The following is a 13,787-nucleotide window of genomic DNA, read 5'->3' on the forward strand; positions in this document are numbered from 1 at the left end:
GCGTCAGACGAGGGCGACGGCCTCCGCCAGGGAGAGCCCGTCGCCCTCCGCGTACGCGGCCTGGTACGCCGTGTCGCCCAGCACGGCGCGGGCCGCCGCCTCCGCCTTGGCACGGGCCTCCCGCTCCGCCGGGGGCTGGACAAGGCCGGGCGGCAGCAGACCGTCGGCGACGGCCAGACACCGGGCCGCGTCCGAGGCCCGGCTGCCGCCCTCCACACCGCTCAGCGCGATCGCGGCGCACGTCAGATGCGTGGAGGCGATGTACGGCGCGACCATCTGGCTCATCCGGTCCTCGGCCCGCGTGAGTGCGGCGCGTACCTTGACCAGGGCCTGCGGATACCGGCCGTCCATCGTCTCCAGCCAGGCTTCCACGCCGAGCACGAGGCCCTGGAAGACCACGAAGCTCACGGCCGCGAAGTCCCTGCGCAGCAGCCGGATCTGCTCGCGCGCCTCGGCCACCCGGTCGGTGCGGCTGAGCCACATGGCCAGGAAGATCCGGGCGGCGGGCATGACGTCGCTGAACGAGCCATGGCCCTCGTCGATGACCTGGCGCAGCAGCCGCTCGCCCCGTTCGCTGTCCCCCGCGTCGAGCAGGATGTTGCCGAGGCGGGCGGTGAGGACGGCCTTCTGGGAACGGGCGCCGAGCTGTTCGGCGTACTCCCCGGCGGCCTCGTAGTCGGCGGCGGCGAGCGCGTACTCGCCGCGCCGCTCATGGGCCTCGCCCCGCGCGGACAGGGCCTCGGCCACGCCCCAGGCGTCCCCGATGCCCCGGAAGATCTCCAGCGATTCGTCCGCGTCCCGGCTCGCCTCGCCCGCCCACTCGGTGCGGTTGGCGAGGAGGTTGGCGCGCAGTTGAAGCGTATGGGCCAGCTCCCAGGTGGTGCCCCGTTCCCGGCAGGTACGGACAGATGCGTCCACGACCACACGCAACCGGTCCATATCGGCGGTGAGCATGACGGCGAAGATCCAGATGAAACCGGGCATACGACAGGTCTGCTGCTGGCCGGGGCGGTACGTCTCGCTGATGACGCGCAGCTTCTCCTTGGCCTCGGCCGTCTCCCACGCCTGGAGATCCATGTCCATACAGGCGAGATGGGTGAGATGGGCACCGCGGCGAGCCTCTTCGAGGATCTCCGGGCGCATCGGCGGTGGGCTGTCGGTGCACCCCTCGGTCAGGTCGGGCACCTCGCGGGCGGGCGCGGCGAAGGGATCGGGCCCGAGGGCGATGACGGCACCCGCCCAGGTGCGGGCCTCGGTGCGCAGGTCCCGCATCTGCCAGTACCAGCCCAGCGAGTGCAGCAGGCACAGCGCCTCGTGCTCGTCGCGGGCGGCGACCGCGCGGCGCAGGGCGGTGCGCACGTTCTCGTACTCCACCTGGAGCCGTTCGATCGCCGCGCGTTGGGCCGAGGAGCGCAGCAACGGGTCGGTGGTGCGGGCGAGTTCGCGGTAGTACGTGAGATGGGCGCGCTCGGCCTCGGGCCGCTCCCCGGACTCCTCCAGCCGCTCGCCCGCGTACTCGGCGACGGTCTCCAGGAGTCGGTAGCGCATCTCCCCGCCGCCCGAAGGGGCCGCCACCACCAGGGACTTGTCGACCAGGGAGGCGAGCCCTTCCAGTGCGGCGGGCCCGCACACGGCCTCGGCGGCGGTGAGGTCGCAGCCGCCGGAGAAGACGGACAGGCGGCGCAGCACGGCACGTTCGTCGGCGTCCAGCAGGTCCCAGGACCAGTCGACCACGGCCCGCAGGGTCTGCTGCCGGGGCAGCAGGGTGCGGGCGCCGGAGGTGAGCAGCCGGAAGCGGTCGTCCAGCCGGTCGGCGATCTGGCGCGGGGAGAGCATCCGCAGCCGGGCGGCGGCCAGTTCGATGGCGAGCGGCAGTCCGTCGAGGCGGCGGCAGATCTCCGCGGTGGCCAGGGCGGTCTCCTCGTCGGCGTCGACCCGGAAGCCGGGCCGGGCGGCGGCACCGCGGTCGGCGAGCAGCTTCAGCGCGTACGGCTGCGGCAGCGGCTCGACCGGGCGCAACAACTCCCCTGGCACGCCGAGGGGTTCGCGGCTGGTGGCGAGGACGGTGAGCCCCGGACAGCGTTCGAGGAGGTGCTCGACCAGGCGGGCGGCTGCCTCCACGACGTGTTCGCAGTTGTCGAGGATGAGCAGCATGCGGCGCCATGCGCAGTGCTCGGCGAGCCGGTCGAGCGGGGCGTCGTGCCGCTCGGCGACGACGCGCATCTCCTCGGCCCCGGCGCCGCGCAGCACGGTCTCGCGCGCTCCGACGGCGGTGAGCACGGCCTCGGGCACGGCCTCGGGGTCGTCGACCGGCGCGAGTTCGGCCAGCCACACCCCGTCCGGCGCGGTGTGCGCCACGGCCTCGGCGGCCTCCTGCGACAGCCGGGTCTTCCCGGCGCCACCGGGCCCGAGCAGGGTGACCAGCCGGGCGGTGGCGAGATCACCGCGGATGGTGTCGATGTCGGCCTCGCGTCCGACGAAGGAGGTCAGCCGGGCGCGGAGATTGCCGGGCGGCGCGGGCGCGAGGGCGGTGTCCGCGCCCGGCGCCCGCCGGGGCGCGGCCACGTCCTGTATCGCTTCCGGCCCCTGGAGCAACTCCGCGTGCAGGGCGCGCAGTTCGGGCCCCGGGTCCGAGCCGAGCCGGTCCGCGAGCAGCTCTCGTACGTCCTCGTAGGCGGCCAGTGCCTCGGCCGGGCGGCCCGCGTCGCGCAGCGCGCGCAGCCGCAGCGTCTGGAGGGACTCGTCCAGGGGGTGGAGGTCGGTGAGGGCGGTCAGCTCGGGCAGGTGCTGCTCGCCGTGGCCGAGGGCGAGGGCCGCGGTGAGCCGGGCGCGGCGCGCGTCGAGACGGCGGGTCTCCCAGCGGGCCGCCTCGGCGGTGCGGTCGGGGAGGGCGGCGAGGGCGGGGCCCTGCCACAGGGCGAGGGCGTCGTCGAGGACGGCCGCGGCCTTCGCAGGGTCGCCGTCGCCCAGTGCGCGCAGGCCCTCCGTGGTGAGCCGCTCGAAGCGGTGCAGGTCGATGTCGTCGGGGGCCGCGGCCAGCCGGTAGCCGCCGTCCGCGGACTCCACGACATGCGGCCCGAGGGTCCGGCGCAGCCGTCCGACCAGTGCCTGGAGGGCGCCGGTGGCGTCGGCGGGCGGGTCGCCGTCCCATACCTCGTCCACCAGGAGGGCGGCGGGTACGGCCCGGCCGGCCCGCAGGGCCAGCACGGTCAGCAAAGCACGCAGCCGCGCCCCGCCGACCGGTACGGGCGTGCCGTCGTCGCGGAGTGCCTGGGTGGTGCCGAGGATCCGATAGCGCACAGGGGGCATTGTCTCCGGTGACATCAGGGGCGGTCACGGGGTTATCGCCTGCTCGGAGCCTGCCCGGAGTCTCCCGCCCCCGTCGCGAGACCTCGGTCAGGGTGTTCCGGCCCGGTTCGGACAGCCGGAGTGGACGCGCTTCAGGCAGCCGGAGCGGACTCGCTCCGCTCCGCCTGTTCCGCCTTGCCGCGCCGCACGTAGTACCAGGCCATGTTGGACGAGACACCCACGAGCAGCACCCAGACGATGCCCAGCGGCCAACTGCCCTGCGCGAACGAGACGACCGCGGCGACCACGGCGAGCACGCAGACGGCGAGGGCGTAAAGGGCGAGGCGGGGCATGGGAACGGCTCCTGTCGGGGGACACTGCGACGTGCTACGGCACCAGTGTCCCCCATGCTCATACGTCGGTGACGCGGAGCCCCGCATGTGCCTTGTAGCGGCGGTTCACGGAGATCAGGTTCGCCACGAGGGACTCCACTTGATGGGCGTTGCGCAGCCGCCCCGCAAAAACGCCCCGCATGCCCGCGATCCGCGCGGCCAGCGCCTGCACGATCTCGACGTCGGCGCGCTCCTCACCGAGGACCATCACATCGGTGTCGATCCGGTCGAGTTGCGGGTCCTGGAGCAGGACGGCGGACAGGTGGTGGAAGGCGGCGGTGACCCGTGAGTCCGGCAGCAGGGCGGCGGCCTGCTCGGCGGCGCTGCCCTCCTCCGGCTTGATCGCGTACGCGCCCTTCTTGTCGAAGCCGAGCGGGTTGACGCAGTCGACGACGAGCTTGCCGGCCAGTTCCGCGCGCAGGGAGTCGAGGGTCTTGCCGTGGCCCTCCCACGGCACGGCGACGATCACGATGTCGCTGCGCCGGGCGGCCTCGGCGTTGTCGGCGCCCTCGACACCGTGGCCGATCTCGTCGGCGGCGGCCCGAGCGCGCTCCGCGGCCCGCGAGCCGATGATCACCTGCTGGCCGGCCCGAGCGAGGCGGTAGGCGAGGCCCTTGCCCTGCGGGCCGGTGCCGCCGAGCACGCCGACGACGAGCCCGGAGACGTCGGGAAGGTCCCAGGGGTCCTTGGCGGGGGCCTTCTGTGCACTGTCGGTTGAGGTCATGGGCCGACTCTACGTGGGCGTGCGCAGGCCGGGGGAAAACCGGTTGCCCCTGGGCTCGCGGGCATCTGAGCATGGCTCCTCGTGACCGAAGACCCCGCCACCCCTGCCCCGACCTCCGTACCGACCGGGAAGGACGGCGATACCGGCGACACGTCCGTGGCGTCGCCCGGTGGCCTCCGGTCCCGGCTGGGCAGGCTGCTGCCCGACCTCGCGCCCTGGCACGCGTCGGCGGACTTCCGGCGGATGTGGCTGGCCGGGCTGATCACCAACTTCGGTACGTTCCTCACCTTCGTCGCGGTGCCCGTGCAGTTGAAGGAACTGACCGGCTCCACGGCGGCCGTGGGGGCGGTCGGTGCCGTCGAGGTGATCCCCCTGATCGTCTTCGGCCTGTACGGCGGCGCGCTCGCCGACGCGTACGACAAGCGGAAGCTGATCGTCTTCACCGAGGCCGGGCAGGGCGTGCTGTCCCTCGCGCTCCTGGTCAACGCGCTGCTCCCCCGGCCCGCGATCTGGCCGCTGTACGTCGTCGCGGCGCTGTCCGCCGCGCTCAGTGCCGTCCAGCGGCCCGCGCTCGACGCCCTCGTCCCGCGGATCGTGCCGCACGAGCACCTTCCGGCCGCCGCCTCGCTCAACTCGCTGCGCTGGACGATCGGCGGGGTCGCGGGCCCGGCGCTGGCCGGGGTGATCGTCGCGTACGCCGGGTTCGGCACGGCGTACGGCGCCGATGCGCTGACCTTCGTGGTGTCGGTCGTGCTGGGCCTGAGGCTGGCCGCCTCCCCCGCGCACCACGAGGCCGCGAAGCCGTCGCTGCGGTCGATCGCCGAGGGCGCGCGGTACGCGTGGGGCCGCAAGGAGCTGCTGGGCACCTATGCCGTCGACCTGGCCGCGATGGTCCTCGCGATGCCGCTGGCGATCCTGCCGTTCCTCGCGGACGAGCTGCACGCCGAGTGGGCGCTGGGGCTGATGTACGCAAGCATCCCGGCAGGATCATTGCTCATGTCGCTCGCAAGCAGATGGACGTCGCGGATCCACCGGCACGGGCGGATGGTGGCGTTCGCCGCGGCCGGGTGGGGGCTCGCGATCACGGTGGCGGGGCTCGCCCCGAACATCTGGCTGGTGCTGCTGTGCCTCATGCTCGCGGGCGGCTTCGACATGATCAGCGGGATCTTCCGGGGCGCGATGTGGAACCAGACAATCCCGGACGAACTGCGCGGCCGACTGGCGGGCATCGAACTGCTGTCGTACTCGATCGGCCCGCAGATGGGCCAGGCCCGGTCCGGCGGCATGGCGGCCTGGACGGGCGTCCGCGCGTCGGTGTGGTCGGGCGGCCTGCTGTGCACGGGGGTGGTGGCCCTACTGGCCCTGTGCCTGCCCGCGCTGATGACCTACGACAGCCGTACGAGCGCGCATGCGGCGCGGGTGAAGGCGGAGCGGGAGGGGGCGACGGCGTGAGCGCGGGGCGTGAGCCGACTGTGCCCGTGCCGCAGCCGCCGCCCGGCGCTCAGCCGCCGTTCCGTTCACCCTCCGGCCGTTCACCCTCCGGGGGAACGTCGTGCCACCGGGGGTCGGTCTCCCACTCGAGGTTCCGCTCGCGGGCCGTCTCCATCGCGCGGCCCGCCTCCTCACGGGACGAGTACGGCCCGAACCGGTCCTTGCCGGGGCACTCGGGCCCTTCCTCGATCTTGCGATGCTCCAGGCAGTAGAACCACTCGCCCGGCTTCCCCACAGTCCGCTTCTTGAACAGGGGCATGACCAACTCCTCTCACCACCGCCATGATCCCCCATCACCCGTGGATAGACTCGCAGTTATGTCTGGCCACTCGTTGCTCGCTCCCGGGGAGCTGTCCCCGCCTCGTTCCGTACCGGGGAACATCCGCCGCCCCGAGTACGTCGGCAAGCCCGCGCCGAAGCCGTACTCCGGCCCGGAGGTGCAGACCCCGGAGACCATCGAGGCGATGCGGATCGCCGGGCGGATCGCCGCGCAGGCCATGGCGGAGGCGGCCAAGCACATCGCGCCGGGCGTGACCACGGACGAGCTGGACCGGGTGGCGCACGAGTACATGTGCGACCACGGCGCCTACCCCTCGACGCTCGGCTACCGCGGCTTCCCGAAGTCGCTGTGCTCGTCGATCAACGAGGTGATCTGCCACGGCATCCCGGACTCGACGGTGCTGCGGGACGGCGACATCATCAACCTCGACGTGACGGCGTACATCGGCGGCGTCCACGGCGACAACAACGCCACGTATCTCGTCGGTGAGGTCGACGAGGAGTCCCGGCTGCTGGTCGAGCGCACCCGCGAATCCCTCAACCGCGCGATCAAGGCCGTCCGGCCCGGCCGCCAGATCAACGTCATCGGCCGTGTCATCGAGTCCTACGCCAAGCGCTTCGGCTACGGCGTGGTCCGCGACTTCACGGGCCACGGCATCAGCACGTCGTTCCACTCCGGCCTGATCGTCCCGCACTACGACAGCCCGCACGCCACGACGGTGATGCGCCCCGGCATGACGTTCACGATCGAGCCGATGCTGACCCTCGGCAGCTACGAGTACGACATGTGGGACGACGGCTGGACGGTCGTCACCAAGGACCGCAAGCGCACGGCCCAGTTCGAGCACACGCTGGTGGTCACGGAGACGGGCGCGGAGATCCTGACACTGCCGTAGGGCCGGGGCGGGCCGCGGGGTTCGTCGGACGTGATGGAGGTCGATCGGGCCGCGCCGTTACTGGTGGTGAGTTCGAGCCGACAGCGACCTGACGGGTCGTCCGTCACGTCGATGTCCTTACCGCCGTGACTGGCGTTGGCGGTCACGCGGTGGTCGGCCCGCGACGTGCCGCCCGGTGATCCGGCCGCTGAAGGTCCGTGTGCCTCTACCGGGCCGGACACGTCGTTCATCTCGACCTGTCCGGCCTGTCATGTCAGGTGGGGAACTCTCCGAGCCAGTCGTGCTGGAGGAGGTGTTTGGGCAGGTACTCGGACTCGACCTGGATGGAAAGCTTGCCGTCGTAGGCGAGGCAGGCGATGGCGAGGGGACCGAGGGCGATGCTGCCGTCGATGTCCTTCTCCCTCTCCTCGTTCAAGGTCCAGTACATCTTGTGGAGTTGCAGCGCCTCCACCAGGGCCGTGCGGAACCCTTCTTCATCCTTGCGTACGAAGTGGTAGAAGAGGTTGATCGGCGGATAGAGCTGGCCGTCGAGCAGGTCACGTGGGGCGATCCGGGCCACGGAGGGGTCCGATGCCTGAAACGTGGCGGTGAGCTTCTCGACGAGGCCCGGCCGACGCAGCCAGTACGTCTGCAGGGTGTCCACCCAGTGGTAGATGTACTCGTCGTACTGCCCCTCCGGAGCCCGCAGCCGCTCCAGCGGAATCTCACACAGTTCAGTCATCCGTTGCCGTTCACGGCAGATGACGGCCAGCCAGAACGCAGTGAGCCAGGTACCTGCGCGGGCAGTTGAGAGTGGGCCGGTCGCTGCAAGACTGCGCATCTTGTGATGAATGCGGCACTGGACGGTTCCTTCGCTCACGCTCGTCACTGAGAAGAGCGCCGAGCCCAGTTGCATTGCGTTGGTTGCGACCTCCCATGTCTCAAGTGCCGCAGCCTCCGGATCGATGACGCAGTGAGCACGCGGTGATGCCTTTAAACAAGTGCTCGTTGATTTGCTCCGCGATCCGTTCGACTTCGGGTCCTCCCGGTAGTTCACGTCGGGCAACGCGCACGGACACGGAAGTATCCCTTTCTCAGACCTCGAAATCGCCTCCCCCCCGGCACGTTCCAGGAGATACTTCGGAGGCACTCGGACTCCACCTCGATAGGGAATCCAGCGTCATAGCGAGGCAACCAAGGGCTGCGCCCCATCAGGCCGTTCGCCAGATTCCATTTCGCTGAGATTCTATGCGTCCAGCGCGTCTAGTCCGGCGGGATCGAGGGAAGTGCAGGGCTTGGACGAGAGGTGTTCTTGCCATGTCATTACTCGCAGGCTCTGGTTGCTAAAGTTGAACGTACGGGTTTCATCAGCAATGACCTCACCGCCTCGCTCGTATAGTGTGATTAGCGGCTCAAACGGATCTTCCAAGTCTGGCAGCTTCAGGTGAGTGTCACGCAATGTCGCCCAGCGCAACGCGAAACGACATACATCTTCGGTGGAAATGCCGCCTATATTATGTTCGATGTATGTCTCGAGTTTCGTTGATAGTTCAGGTGACACTTGCACCGACGGCGCGATGCGTTCCGCAATGTCAAAGCAGGGCCACTTTCGAGTACCGCCGAGCTCGTTCGCCCACAACATCACGCCTTCTGACTGGAGAGTTCCGTTCATGCACCACTCACGGACCGGGCCGTTCTCGACACCACTCTCGTATGTGATGAGGCTGATGAGTGCACCGTGCTGATATTCCACGACCTCCCCCCATGAAGAGAGTGCCACGATAGAAGAGACGCTCGCCCTCGTCTATGGTCGCGTCAGGATCGTCAATATCAATTCGGTGCAGGGTCATCAGAGAATCAGTTCTTGGGGTCAGCCGGATCCTTCAAGAAGCACCCATAACCGAAATCATCGAACCTCTCGCAGGCAACCGCGACCCCGGGCCGGAATCATGAAGGGTCAGGCGGAGGCCGTTCGTCACTCGGGCGGCGTCGGTTGATCAGACCGATCCTCGAACAAGTAGGCGTACATACACTGAAGGTATTCGTAGAGAGATTCTTCCCCAGGGAACTCGATGTTGGTCAGGCGCTCGTAGTCCCCAACAGAAAGGCTCCTCTCACTCAAGACTTGAGAGAGACCTTCCCTTACCTGTTCGACATAGGAATCATTGCAAGCCAGTAGGGTAGGTCGCAGATATCCACTGGTGTCGTAGGCCTGCTCCAAGCGAAGGTAGATCGTGATGAACTTCTCCAGTTGCTCATTCATCCCCTATTTCCTCTACGGGTGACGGCCAGTGGCCGGGTCGGCGAACATGGTGTGCAATCTCCAATTTCCATTCTCGAACCTGTAGACAGGTATGATGCTGCCACCCTGGAAGTCTACGGGCAGGGATTCTCTGGGATTGGCTGGATCTCGATAGAAACCACTGAGGCGCTTGTATCCTTCAGGCCCGAGAACTTGCTCGATCGATGCCGTTTGAGGGAATTCCCCGGTACGTGCAATCTCATCTCGGAAGTAGCGGTCGGCCGTAACCATATCCTCCGCGTTGTCAAAGCGTGTGGCGAATGCCCCCACTCTGTGGGCGCGACCACTCACACCGTCAACGGTGGTACCCGTCAGTGGATCTATGTTGTTCTCGGACTTGAAGAGTCCAGGGTAATTCGAGTTCGGTCCGTAGACCCTCGGATTCCCCTGAGCGTCATGCGCCACCGTACCAAGACGATCCCTCAGGGCATCGTCCGACGGATAGAGGTGGCGTCCTGGAGCGTGTCCCTCCCCGCCGAGACGGTCGTCGAGCTCCGCGATGCGGTTGTCGACCGTCTCAGGATCCAGGGAGGAGTGGCTTCCGGAAGTCCGATGGGGAGTCTGCTGGACATACCCGTCTCCGACTGGCGAGGGTGCTGGATTTCCGCCCCCCTGCGCTGGGCTTGAACTCGAGCCTTCGTGGTGGCTGCCGTCGGCGTCGTGCGAACTGGTACTGGAATTAGAGCTTGAATGGGAAGCCTGTTGGGAATGGCTTCCAGAGCCTGAAGTCCCATGGGACGCCGCGTTATCGGCAGTGCTGTGGCTAGCGGCTGGCGAGCCTTCAGAGCGGTGACCGCCACTCGGCGAATGACCCGCCCCGCCCCCAGCCGAGGTGTTTCTCCCTGATCCAACCTCATCAGCAGCCGAATTTGTCGCTGCGTGCGCACCCACGAGCTGAGGCTTCCGCTCGTGAGTCCTCACCTCTGCCGGAGAGTGTGGCGCAGCGTCTATTCGGGATCGATCGGCGGCCGACACCTCGGCAGCGGCCTGGTCGGCGTGTTGGCGCAGGCTGCCGTCTGGGTTGAGGACGTGGCCTTCGTCGGTGAGGTAGACGACCTTGCCGGTGGTGTCGAGGTAGGGGATTGCTGTGTCGGGGATGGTGGGGGAGCGGAGGGCTTCTGCCTGTTTGAGGAGGTCGGCTGTTGTGCCGGTGTGGAGGTTCTTGAGTGTGGTGAAGGTGTCGCCGACCTTGGTGAAGGTGAACTTGCCTGCCTTGCCGATGTACGTCATGGGGTCGACGGCGCGGCTGAACTTGCTGACCGCTGACACGGTGCGTACGGCCGCGCTTGCTTTGCTCGCGCCCGAGGCGGCTGCTGCGCCGCTGCCGCCGGTGAACACGGCGGTCAGTCCGTTGAAGGCGACTGCGCCGGTCGCGCGGGCGGGGTTGGTCTTCCAGGTGTCGTAGGCGACCAGGGCCTTGCCGGTCTCCTTCATCGCGGTGCGTGAATCACGCAGCCAGGAAGGGAGTTTGTCGTCGGAGGCCATCCAGAAGGCCTCGCCCGCGACCGGGATGAGGGTGATGACCAGGCCGGTGCCGAGCTTGCCCAGGTTCGTCCACGCATCACCGGCCGCGTCCCAGCCGTCGGTGCCGACCAGGGTGCCCAGGCCCTTGATGGTGCCCCACACCCCGTCGACGATGAACCCGTCCCACACGGCGCTCTTGAGCGTATGGCGCACCCAGGCCCAGCCCTCGTACTCACGCTCCGCCGGCGCACCCCAGGGGGTTTCCTCCGCGTGGTCGAGGTCGTCGGCCTTGTAGCCGTACATGTTCTTGCCGTGGGAGCCGTCGTCGACGGTCAGCAGCTCGCCGCCGATCAGCGCCATGATCTTGTCGTAGGCCCTGCGTTCGGCTGCCTGGAACGCGGTCACGGTGTGGTTGACGCCCTGCCACAACTCCAGGTTGTGGTCGATCTTGCCCTGGTCCTTCTTCCAGTCGTCGTCCCCGGCCACCGAGTTCACGAACGCGGTCGCTTCCGCCTTCAGCGTGTCGAGCCTCTTCACCAACGGCTCGACCTCGATGCTGTAGTCCAACAGGGCGCCTGCGACCTTCTCCAGATCGTCGGCGAACGCGTCGGACTTCTGCTGCACCGGGAGCGTGGTGGCGAACAACTGCTCCGCCTCGGGCGCCGAGTAGAACGCCGACAGATGCTGGAACGTGGTGTGCACATCGGAGCCGGACGCCCGTAACTGGCCCGCGTCCGCCGCCAGCAGCATCACATCAGTAGCCAGGGCGTCCAGGTCGCCGATGAAGTGCGGTATGCCGGACGGCTCGATCATCTCCATTTCGTCGGCCACCGTCACTGCCCCTTCGCACCCTGGCCCGCCCCGCCCGTCCGGCCCGCGCCGGGAAGGTCCACCTTCGGTTCCTTGGCCGCCTCACGCTGCGCGTTCGCGGCCTGCTCCAGGGAGCCGACCGTGTACGCGTACGTGGCCTGGCCCGCCCCGTTCAGCGAACTCGACGTGCGCTTGGCGATGTATTCCAGGTCGTGGCCCCAGTGCTTCAGGAACTGCGCCAGCCCAGAGCCGACCAGCCCCGCCGTGCTCGCGTACGGACCGTAGGCCTGGTAGGTCAGCGTGCCCGCATCGGACGCGGCAGCCTCCAGATTGCCCTGCATCGCACTGCCCGCGTCCGACATGTTCTTCGCGAAGATGCCGCAATCCGACAGCACCTTGTACACTCCGGCCGCATCGACGTCCCACCCCGTCACGACACACCCCTCAACCCCGTAGACGGCGCGAGCGTGGGCGGCCCGCGCCAGTAGATCGCGTAACTCCGCTTACATCAGCCGATGTTGTTGACGGCGGCCCGCGCCTTGGCGAGCGTGGCCTGGGCGGTGGCATCGTTCTTCTCCAGCGTCGTGCGCACCAGTTGGATGATGTCGCGGACCTCGCCTGCGGCCTTGTTCCAGCGGACTTCCTTGCCGTGGTACTCGTCCGAGACACCGTCGGCCTGGTAGTCGGCCATCGCCGTCTTCACCGCACGGTCCCGGTCCCCGAGCACCGTCTCCAGACGGCCGATGATGCCCTGCAGACCGCCCTGCACCTCCGCCGAAGCACCCGTGTCGTACGAACGCCGGTCCGAAGTCGCCATGATGATGAATCCCCCCGAGTCTCAGCCGTGGAAGCGAGCCGCGTCGAAGTTCGCGGTGCTCATGTTCTGATGCGCGTTGTCCGACTGCTCCTGGTCACCCGTGCCGAACGCGGTGTCCATACCGGACTGACCACCCAGGATCGAGGACAACGAACCGTTCAACGCTGCCGTGATCTCATCCGCACGCGACTTGAACGAATCGAACGCCGCCTTCCCCTCACCGTTGAACTTCCCCTCCAACGGCTGCGCCGCAGCGATCAACTGCTGGATCAACGCACCGAGATCGTCACTCGACCCACTCGTGCTCCGGGTCAACGTCGACAGAGTCGTCGACCCCATATCGAACTTCATGCTCCCCGCACCCCGTTCACCAGCGTCAGTGTCTGAGTCGTCAACTGGACGACGCACCGCGGCCCCCACTGGTTCCACGGGCATCGCAAGCCTATTCGCACAGGCTTGCGCAACAGGTGTTGCGGGTGCAAACCTCTGCTTGAGGTGGTGGTCGGATTCACGCCATTGAGGTGGTTGCACCGCTCAGGGCCTCCTCACCCGACGCCCTACCCTCCGCGCACCGCCAGCGGCGCCGCCGCGTGCACGCGCAGGGCCGGCCCCTCGTCCAGCGTCAGTACCACGGCCGGGCCCGCGGACGCGTACTGCTCGTGTCGCACACCGAGAACAGTCCGCCACCCACCCCACACCCGCACCTGCTGCCCGGTACGGACCAGCACGGCCGCCACTTCGCGTGCGATGGGCTCGGCGAGGAGGCCGGGAGCCTTGAGCTCTGCGAACACCGTCTTCCCGATCCCGCCTACGCGCTCCTCATATCCCCAACGCTCCGCGAGCGCCTCGACAAGCAACAGCCCCCGCCCGCCGGTCTCGTCCTCACCGGGCTCCCGAACCTCGGGCCTCCCACCACCCGCGTCACTCACCTCCAGCCGCAACACCCCTTCCGCAGCCAGGTACACGATCCGCACACCCACCTGCCGCCCTTTGGGCACGGGTACGCGCAGCGCGTTGGTCACGAGTTCGGAGATCACCAACTCGGCGTTGTCGACCACCTCTTGGGCAACGCCACGGTCGGCGAGCACGGCGTGCAGCAGCGCTCTTGCTCGGGGGACACTGCGGCGGCTTCGCGGGAGTCGAACTGTGACGTCGTTCAAACCTGAGTTGTCTGCCATGGCGCGCTCCCAAACGGTCGATCGCAATAAATGGAGTACGTGTACTGCCACTTGGCCTCGAAGGCCCACAACCTGTAGCGATCCACAGCATATGGATCCGCGCAACATTGCATGGAATTACATTGCTTGCTTCACTCCTTCGAGTAACGCTCGCTGCTCCCTGGGCT

14 protein-coding genes are annotated in these 13,787 nt (G+C 68.2%); 2 read left to right on the forward strand and 12 right to left on the reverse strand.

Going from position 1 to position 13,787, the window contains the following annotated elements; genetic code table 11:
- Window positions 1-3: 3 nt before the first annotated feature.
- The 3 genes from NGF19_RS03880 to npdG form a co-directional block, all read right to left on the reverse strand.
- Window positions 4-3,309, reverse strand: coding sequence for an AfsR/SARP family transcriptional regulator (locus NGF19_RS03880; protein WP_252422147.1), 3,306 nt, complete (start codon window positions 3,307-3,309; stop codon window positions 4-6).
- Window positions 3,310-3,440: 131 nt separating this feature from the next.
- Complete coding sequence (locus tag NGF19_RS03885; protein ID WP_252422148.1) at window positions 3,441-3,641, reverse strand: hypothetical protein; 201 nt, start codon at window positions 3,639-3,641, stop codon at window positions 3,441-3,443.
- 58 nt (window positions 3,642-3,699) lie between these two features.
- Complete coding sequence (npdG, locus tag NGF19_RS03890; protein WP_252422149.1) at window positions 3,700-4,404, reverse strand: NADPH-dependent F420 reductase; 705 nt, start codon at window positions 4,402-4,404, stop codon at window positions 3,700-3,702.
- A 156-nt stretch (window positions 4,405-4,560) separates the two neighbouring features.
- Here npdG and NGF19_RS03895 point away from each other — a divergent pair, with 156 nt between their 5' ends.
- On the forward strand, window positions 4,561-5,856 hold the full coding sequence (locus NGF19_RS03895) for an MFS transporter (RefSeq protein WP_252422228.1): 1,296 nt from the start codon (window positions 4,561-4,563) through the stop codon (window positions 5,854-5,856).
- 49 nt (window positions 5,857-5,905) lie between these two features.
- Here NGF19_RS03895 and NGF19_RS03900 read toward each other — a convergent pair whose 3' ends face one another.
- Window positions 5,906-6,154, reverse strand: a complete 249-nt coding sequence (locus NGF19_RS03900; RefSeq protein ID WP_252422150.1) for a hypothetical protein — start codon at window positions 6,152-6,154, stop codon at window positions 5,906-5,908.
- Between the two features lie 58 nt (window positions 6,155-6,212).
- Here NGF19_RS03900 and map point away from each other — a divergent pair, with 58 nt between their 5' ends.
- Window positions 6,213-7,070, forward strand: coding sequence for a type I methionyl aminopeptidase (gene map, locus NGF19_RS03905; protein WP_252422151.1), 858 nt, complete (start codon window positions 6,213-6,215; stop codon window positions 7,068-7,070).
- Window positions 7,071-7,323: 253 nt separating this feature from the next.
- Here the strand turns inward: map and NGF19_RS03910 are convergent, their stop codons facing one another.
- The 8 genes from NGF19_RS03910 to NGF19_RS03945 all read right to left on the reverse strand — a co-directional run bounded on the left by NGF19_RS03910 (window position 7,324) and on the right by NGF19_RS03945 (window position 13,620).
- Window positions 7,324-8,199, reverse strand: a complete 876-nt coding sequence (locus tag NGF19_RS03910) for an immunity 49 family protein (protein ID WP_372505564.1) — start codon at window positions 8,197-8,199, stop codon at window positions 7,324-7,326.
- A 96-nt stretch (window positions 8,200-8,295) separates the two neighbouring features.
- Window positions 8,296-8,802, reverse strand: coding sequence for a toxin-antitoxin system YwqK family antitoxin (locus NGF19_RS03915; RefSeq protein ID WP_252422152.1), 507 nt, complete (start codon window positions 8,800-8,802; stop codon window positions 8,296-8,298).
- Between the two features lie 222 nt (window positions 8,803-9,024).
- Window positions 9,025-9,312: a hypothetical protein gene (locus NGF19_RS03920; protein ID WP_252422154.1), complete on the reverse strand. Its 288-nt coding sequence runs from the start codon at window positions 9,310-9,312 to the stop codon at window positions 9,025-9,027.
- Between the two features lie 12 nt (window positions 9,313-9,324).
- Window positions 9,325-11,646: a hypothetical protein gene (locus NGF19_RS03925; protein ID WP_252422156.1), complete on the reverse strand. Its 2,322-nt coding sequence runs from the start codon at window positions 11,644-11,646 to the stop codon at window positions 9,325-9,327.
- Window positions 11,647-11,648: 2 nt separating this feature from the next.
- Window positions 11,649-12,059 (reverse strand): DUF6507 family protein, encoded by a 411-nt coding sequence (locus NGF19_RS03930; protein ID WP_252422158.1) that lies wholly within the window; start codon window positions 12,057-12,059, stop codon window positions 11,649-11,651.
- 74 nt (window positions 12,060-12,133) lie between these two features.
- On the reverse strand, window positions 12,134-12,442 hold the full coding sequence (locus NGF19_RS03935; RefSeq protein WP_252422159.1) for a pore-forming ESAT-6 family protein: 309 nt from the start codon (window positions 12,440-12,442) through the stop codon (window positions 12,134-12,136).
- 21 nt (window positions 12,443-12,463) lie between these two features.
- Window positions 12,464-12,793 (reverse strand): hypothetical protein, encoded by a 330-nt coding sequence (locus tag NGF19_RS03940; RefSeq protein WP_252422160.1) that lies wholly within the window; start codon window positions 12,791-12,793, stop codon window positions 12,464-12,466.
- Between the two features lie 206 nt (window positions 12,794-12,999).
- Window positions 13,000-13,620 carry an ATP-binding protein gene (locus NGF19_RS03945; RefSeq protein ID WP_289734068.1) on the reverse strand — a complete coding sequence of 207 codons (621 nt, stop codon included), beginning with the start codon at window positions 13,618-13,620 and terminating at the stop codon, window positions 13,000-13,002.
- Window positions 13,621-13,787 lie beyond the last annotated feature (167 nt).

The sequence above is a fragment of the Streptomyces macrolidinus genome, assembly GCF_023887685.1.
Lineage (GTDB): Bacteria > Actinomycetota > Actinomycetes > Streptomycetales > Streptomycetaceae > Streptomyces > Streptomyces macrolidinus.

What these genes read in the sequence shown, in the direction of transcription:
- NGF19_RS03880 (WP_252422147.1), bottom strand. Translation starts at nt 3,309, where the DNA reads ATGCCCCCTGTGCGCTATCGGATCCTCGGCACCACCCAGGCACTCCGC.
- NGF19_RS03940 (WP_252422160.1), bottom strand. Translation starts at nt 12,793, where the DNA reads ATGAAGTTCGATATGGGGTCGACGACTCTGTCGACGTTGACCCGGAGC.
- npdG (WP_252422149.1), bottom strand. Translation starts at nt 4,404, where the DNA reads ATGACCTCAACCGACAGTGCACAGAAGGCCCCCGCCAAGGACCCCTGG.
- NGF19_RS03935 (WP_252422159.1), bottom strand. Translation starts at nt 12,442, where the DNA reads ATGGCGACTTCGGACCGGCGTTCGTACGACACGGGTGCTTCGGCGGAG.
- NGF19_RS03885 (WP_252422148.1), bottom strand. Translation starts at nt 3,641, where the DNA reads ATGCCCCGCCTCGCCCTTTACGCCCTCGCCGTCTGCGTGCTCGCCGTG.
- map (WP_252422151.1), top strand. Translation starts at nt 6,213, where the DNA reads ATGTCTGGCCACTCGTTGCTCGCTCCCGGGGAGCTGTCCCCGCCTCGT.
- NGF19_RS03920 (WP_252422154.1), bottom strand. Translation starts at nt 9,312, where the DNA reads ATGAATGAGCAACTGGAGAAGTTCATCACGATCTACCTTCGCTTGGAG.
- NGF19_RS03900 (WP_252422150.1), bottom strand. Translation starts at nt 6,154, where the DNA reads ATGCCCCTGTTCAAGAAGCGGACTGTGGGGAAGCCGGGCGAGTGGTTC.
- NGF19_RS03945 (WP_289734068.1), bottom strand. Translation starts at nt 13,620, where the DNA reads ATGGCAGACAACTCAGGTTTGAACGACGTCACAGTTCGACTCCCGCGA.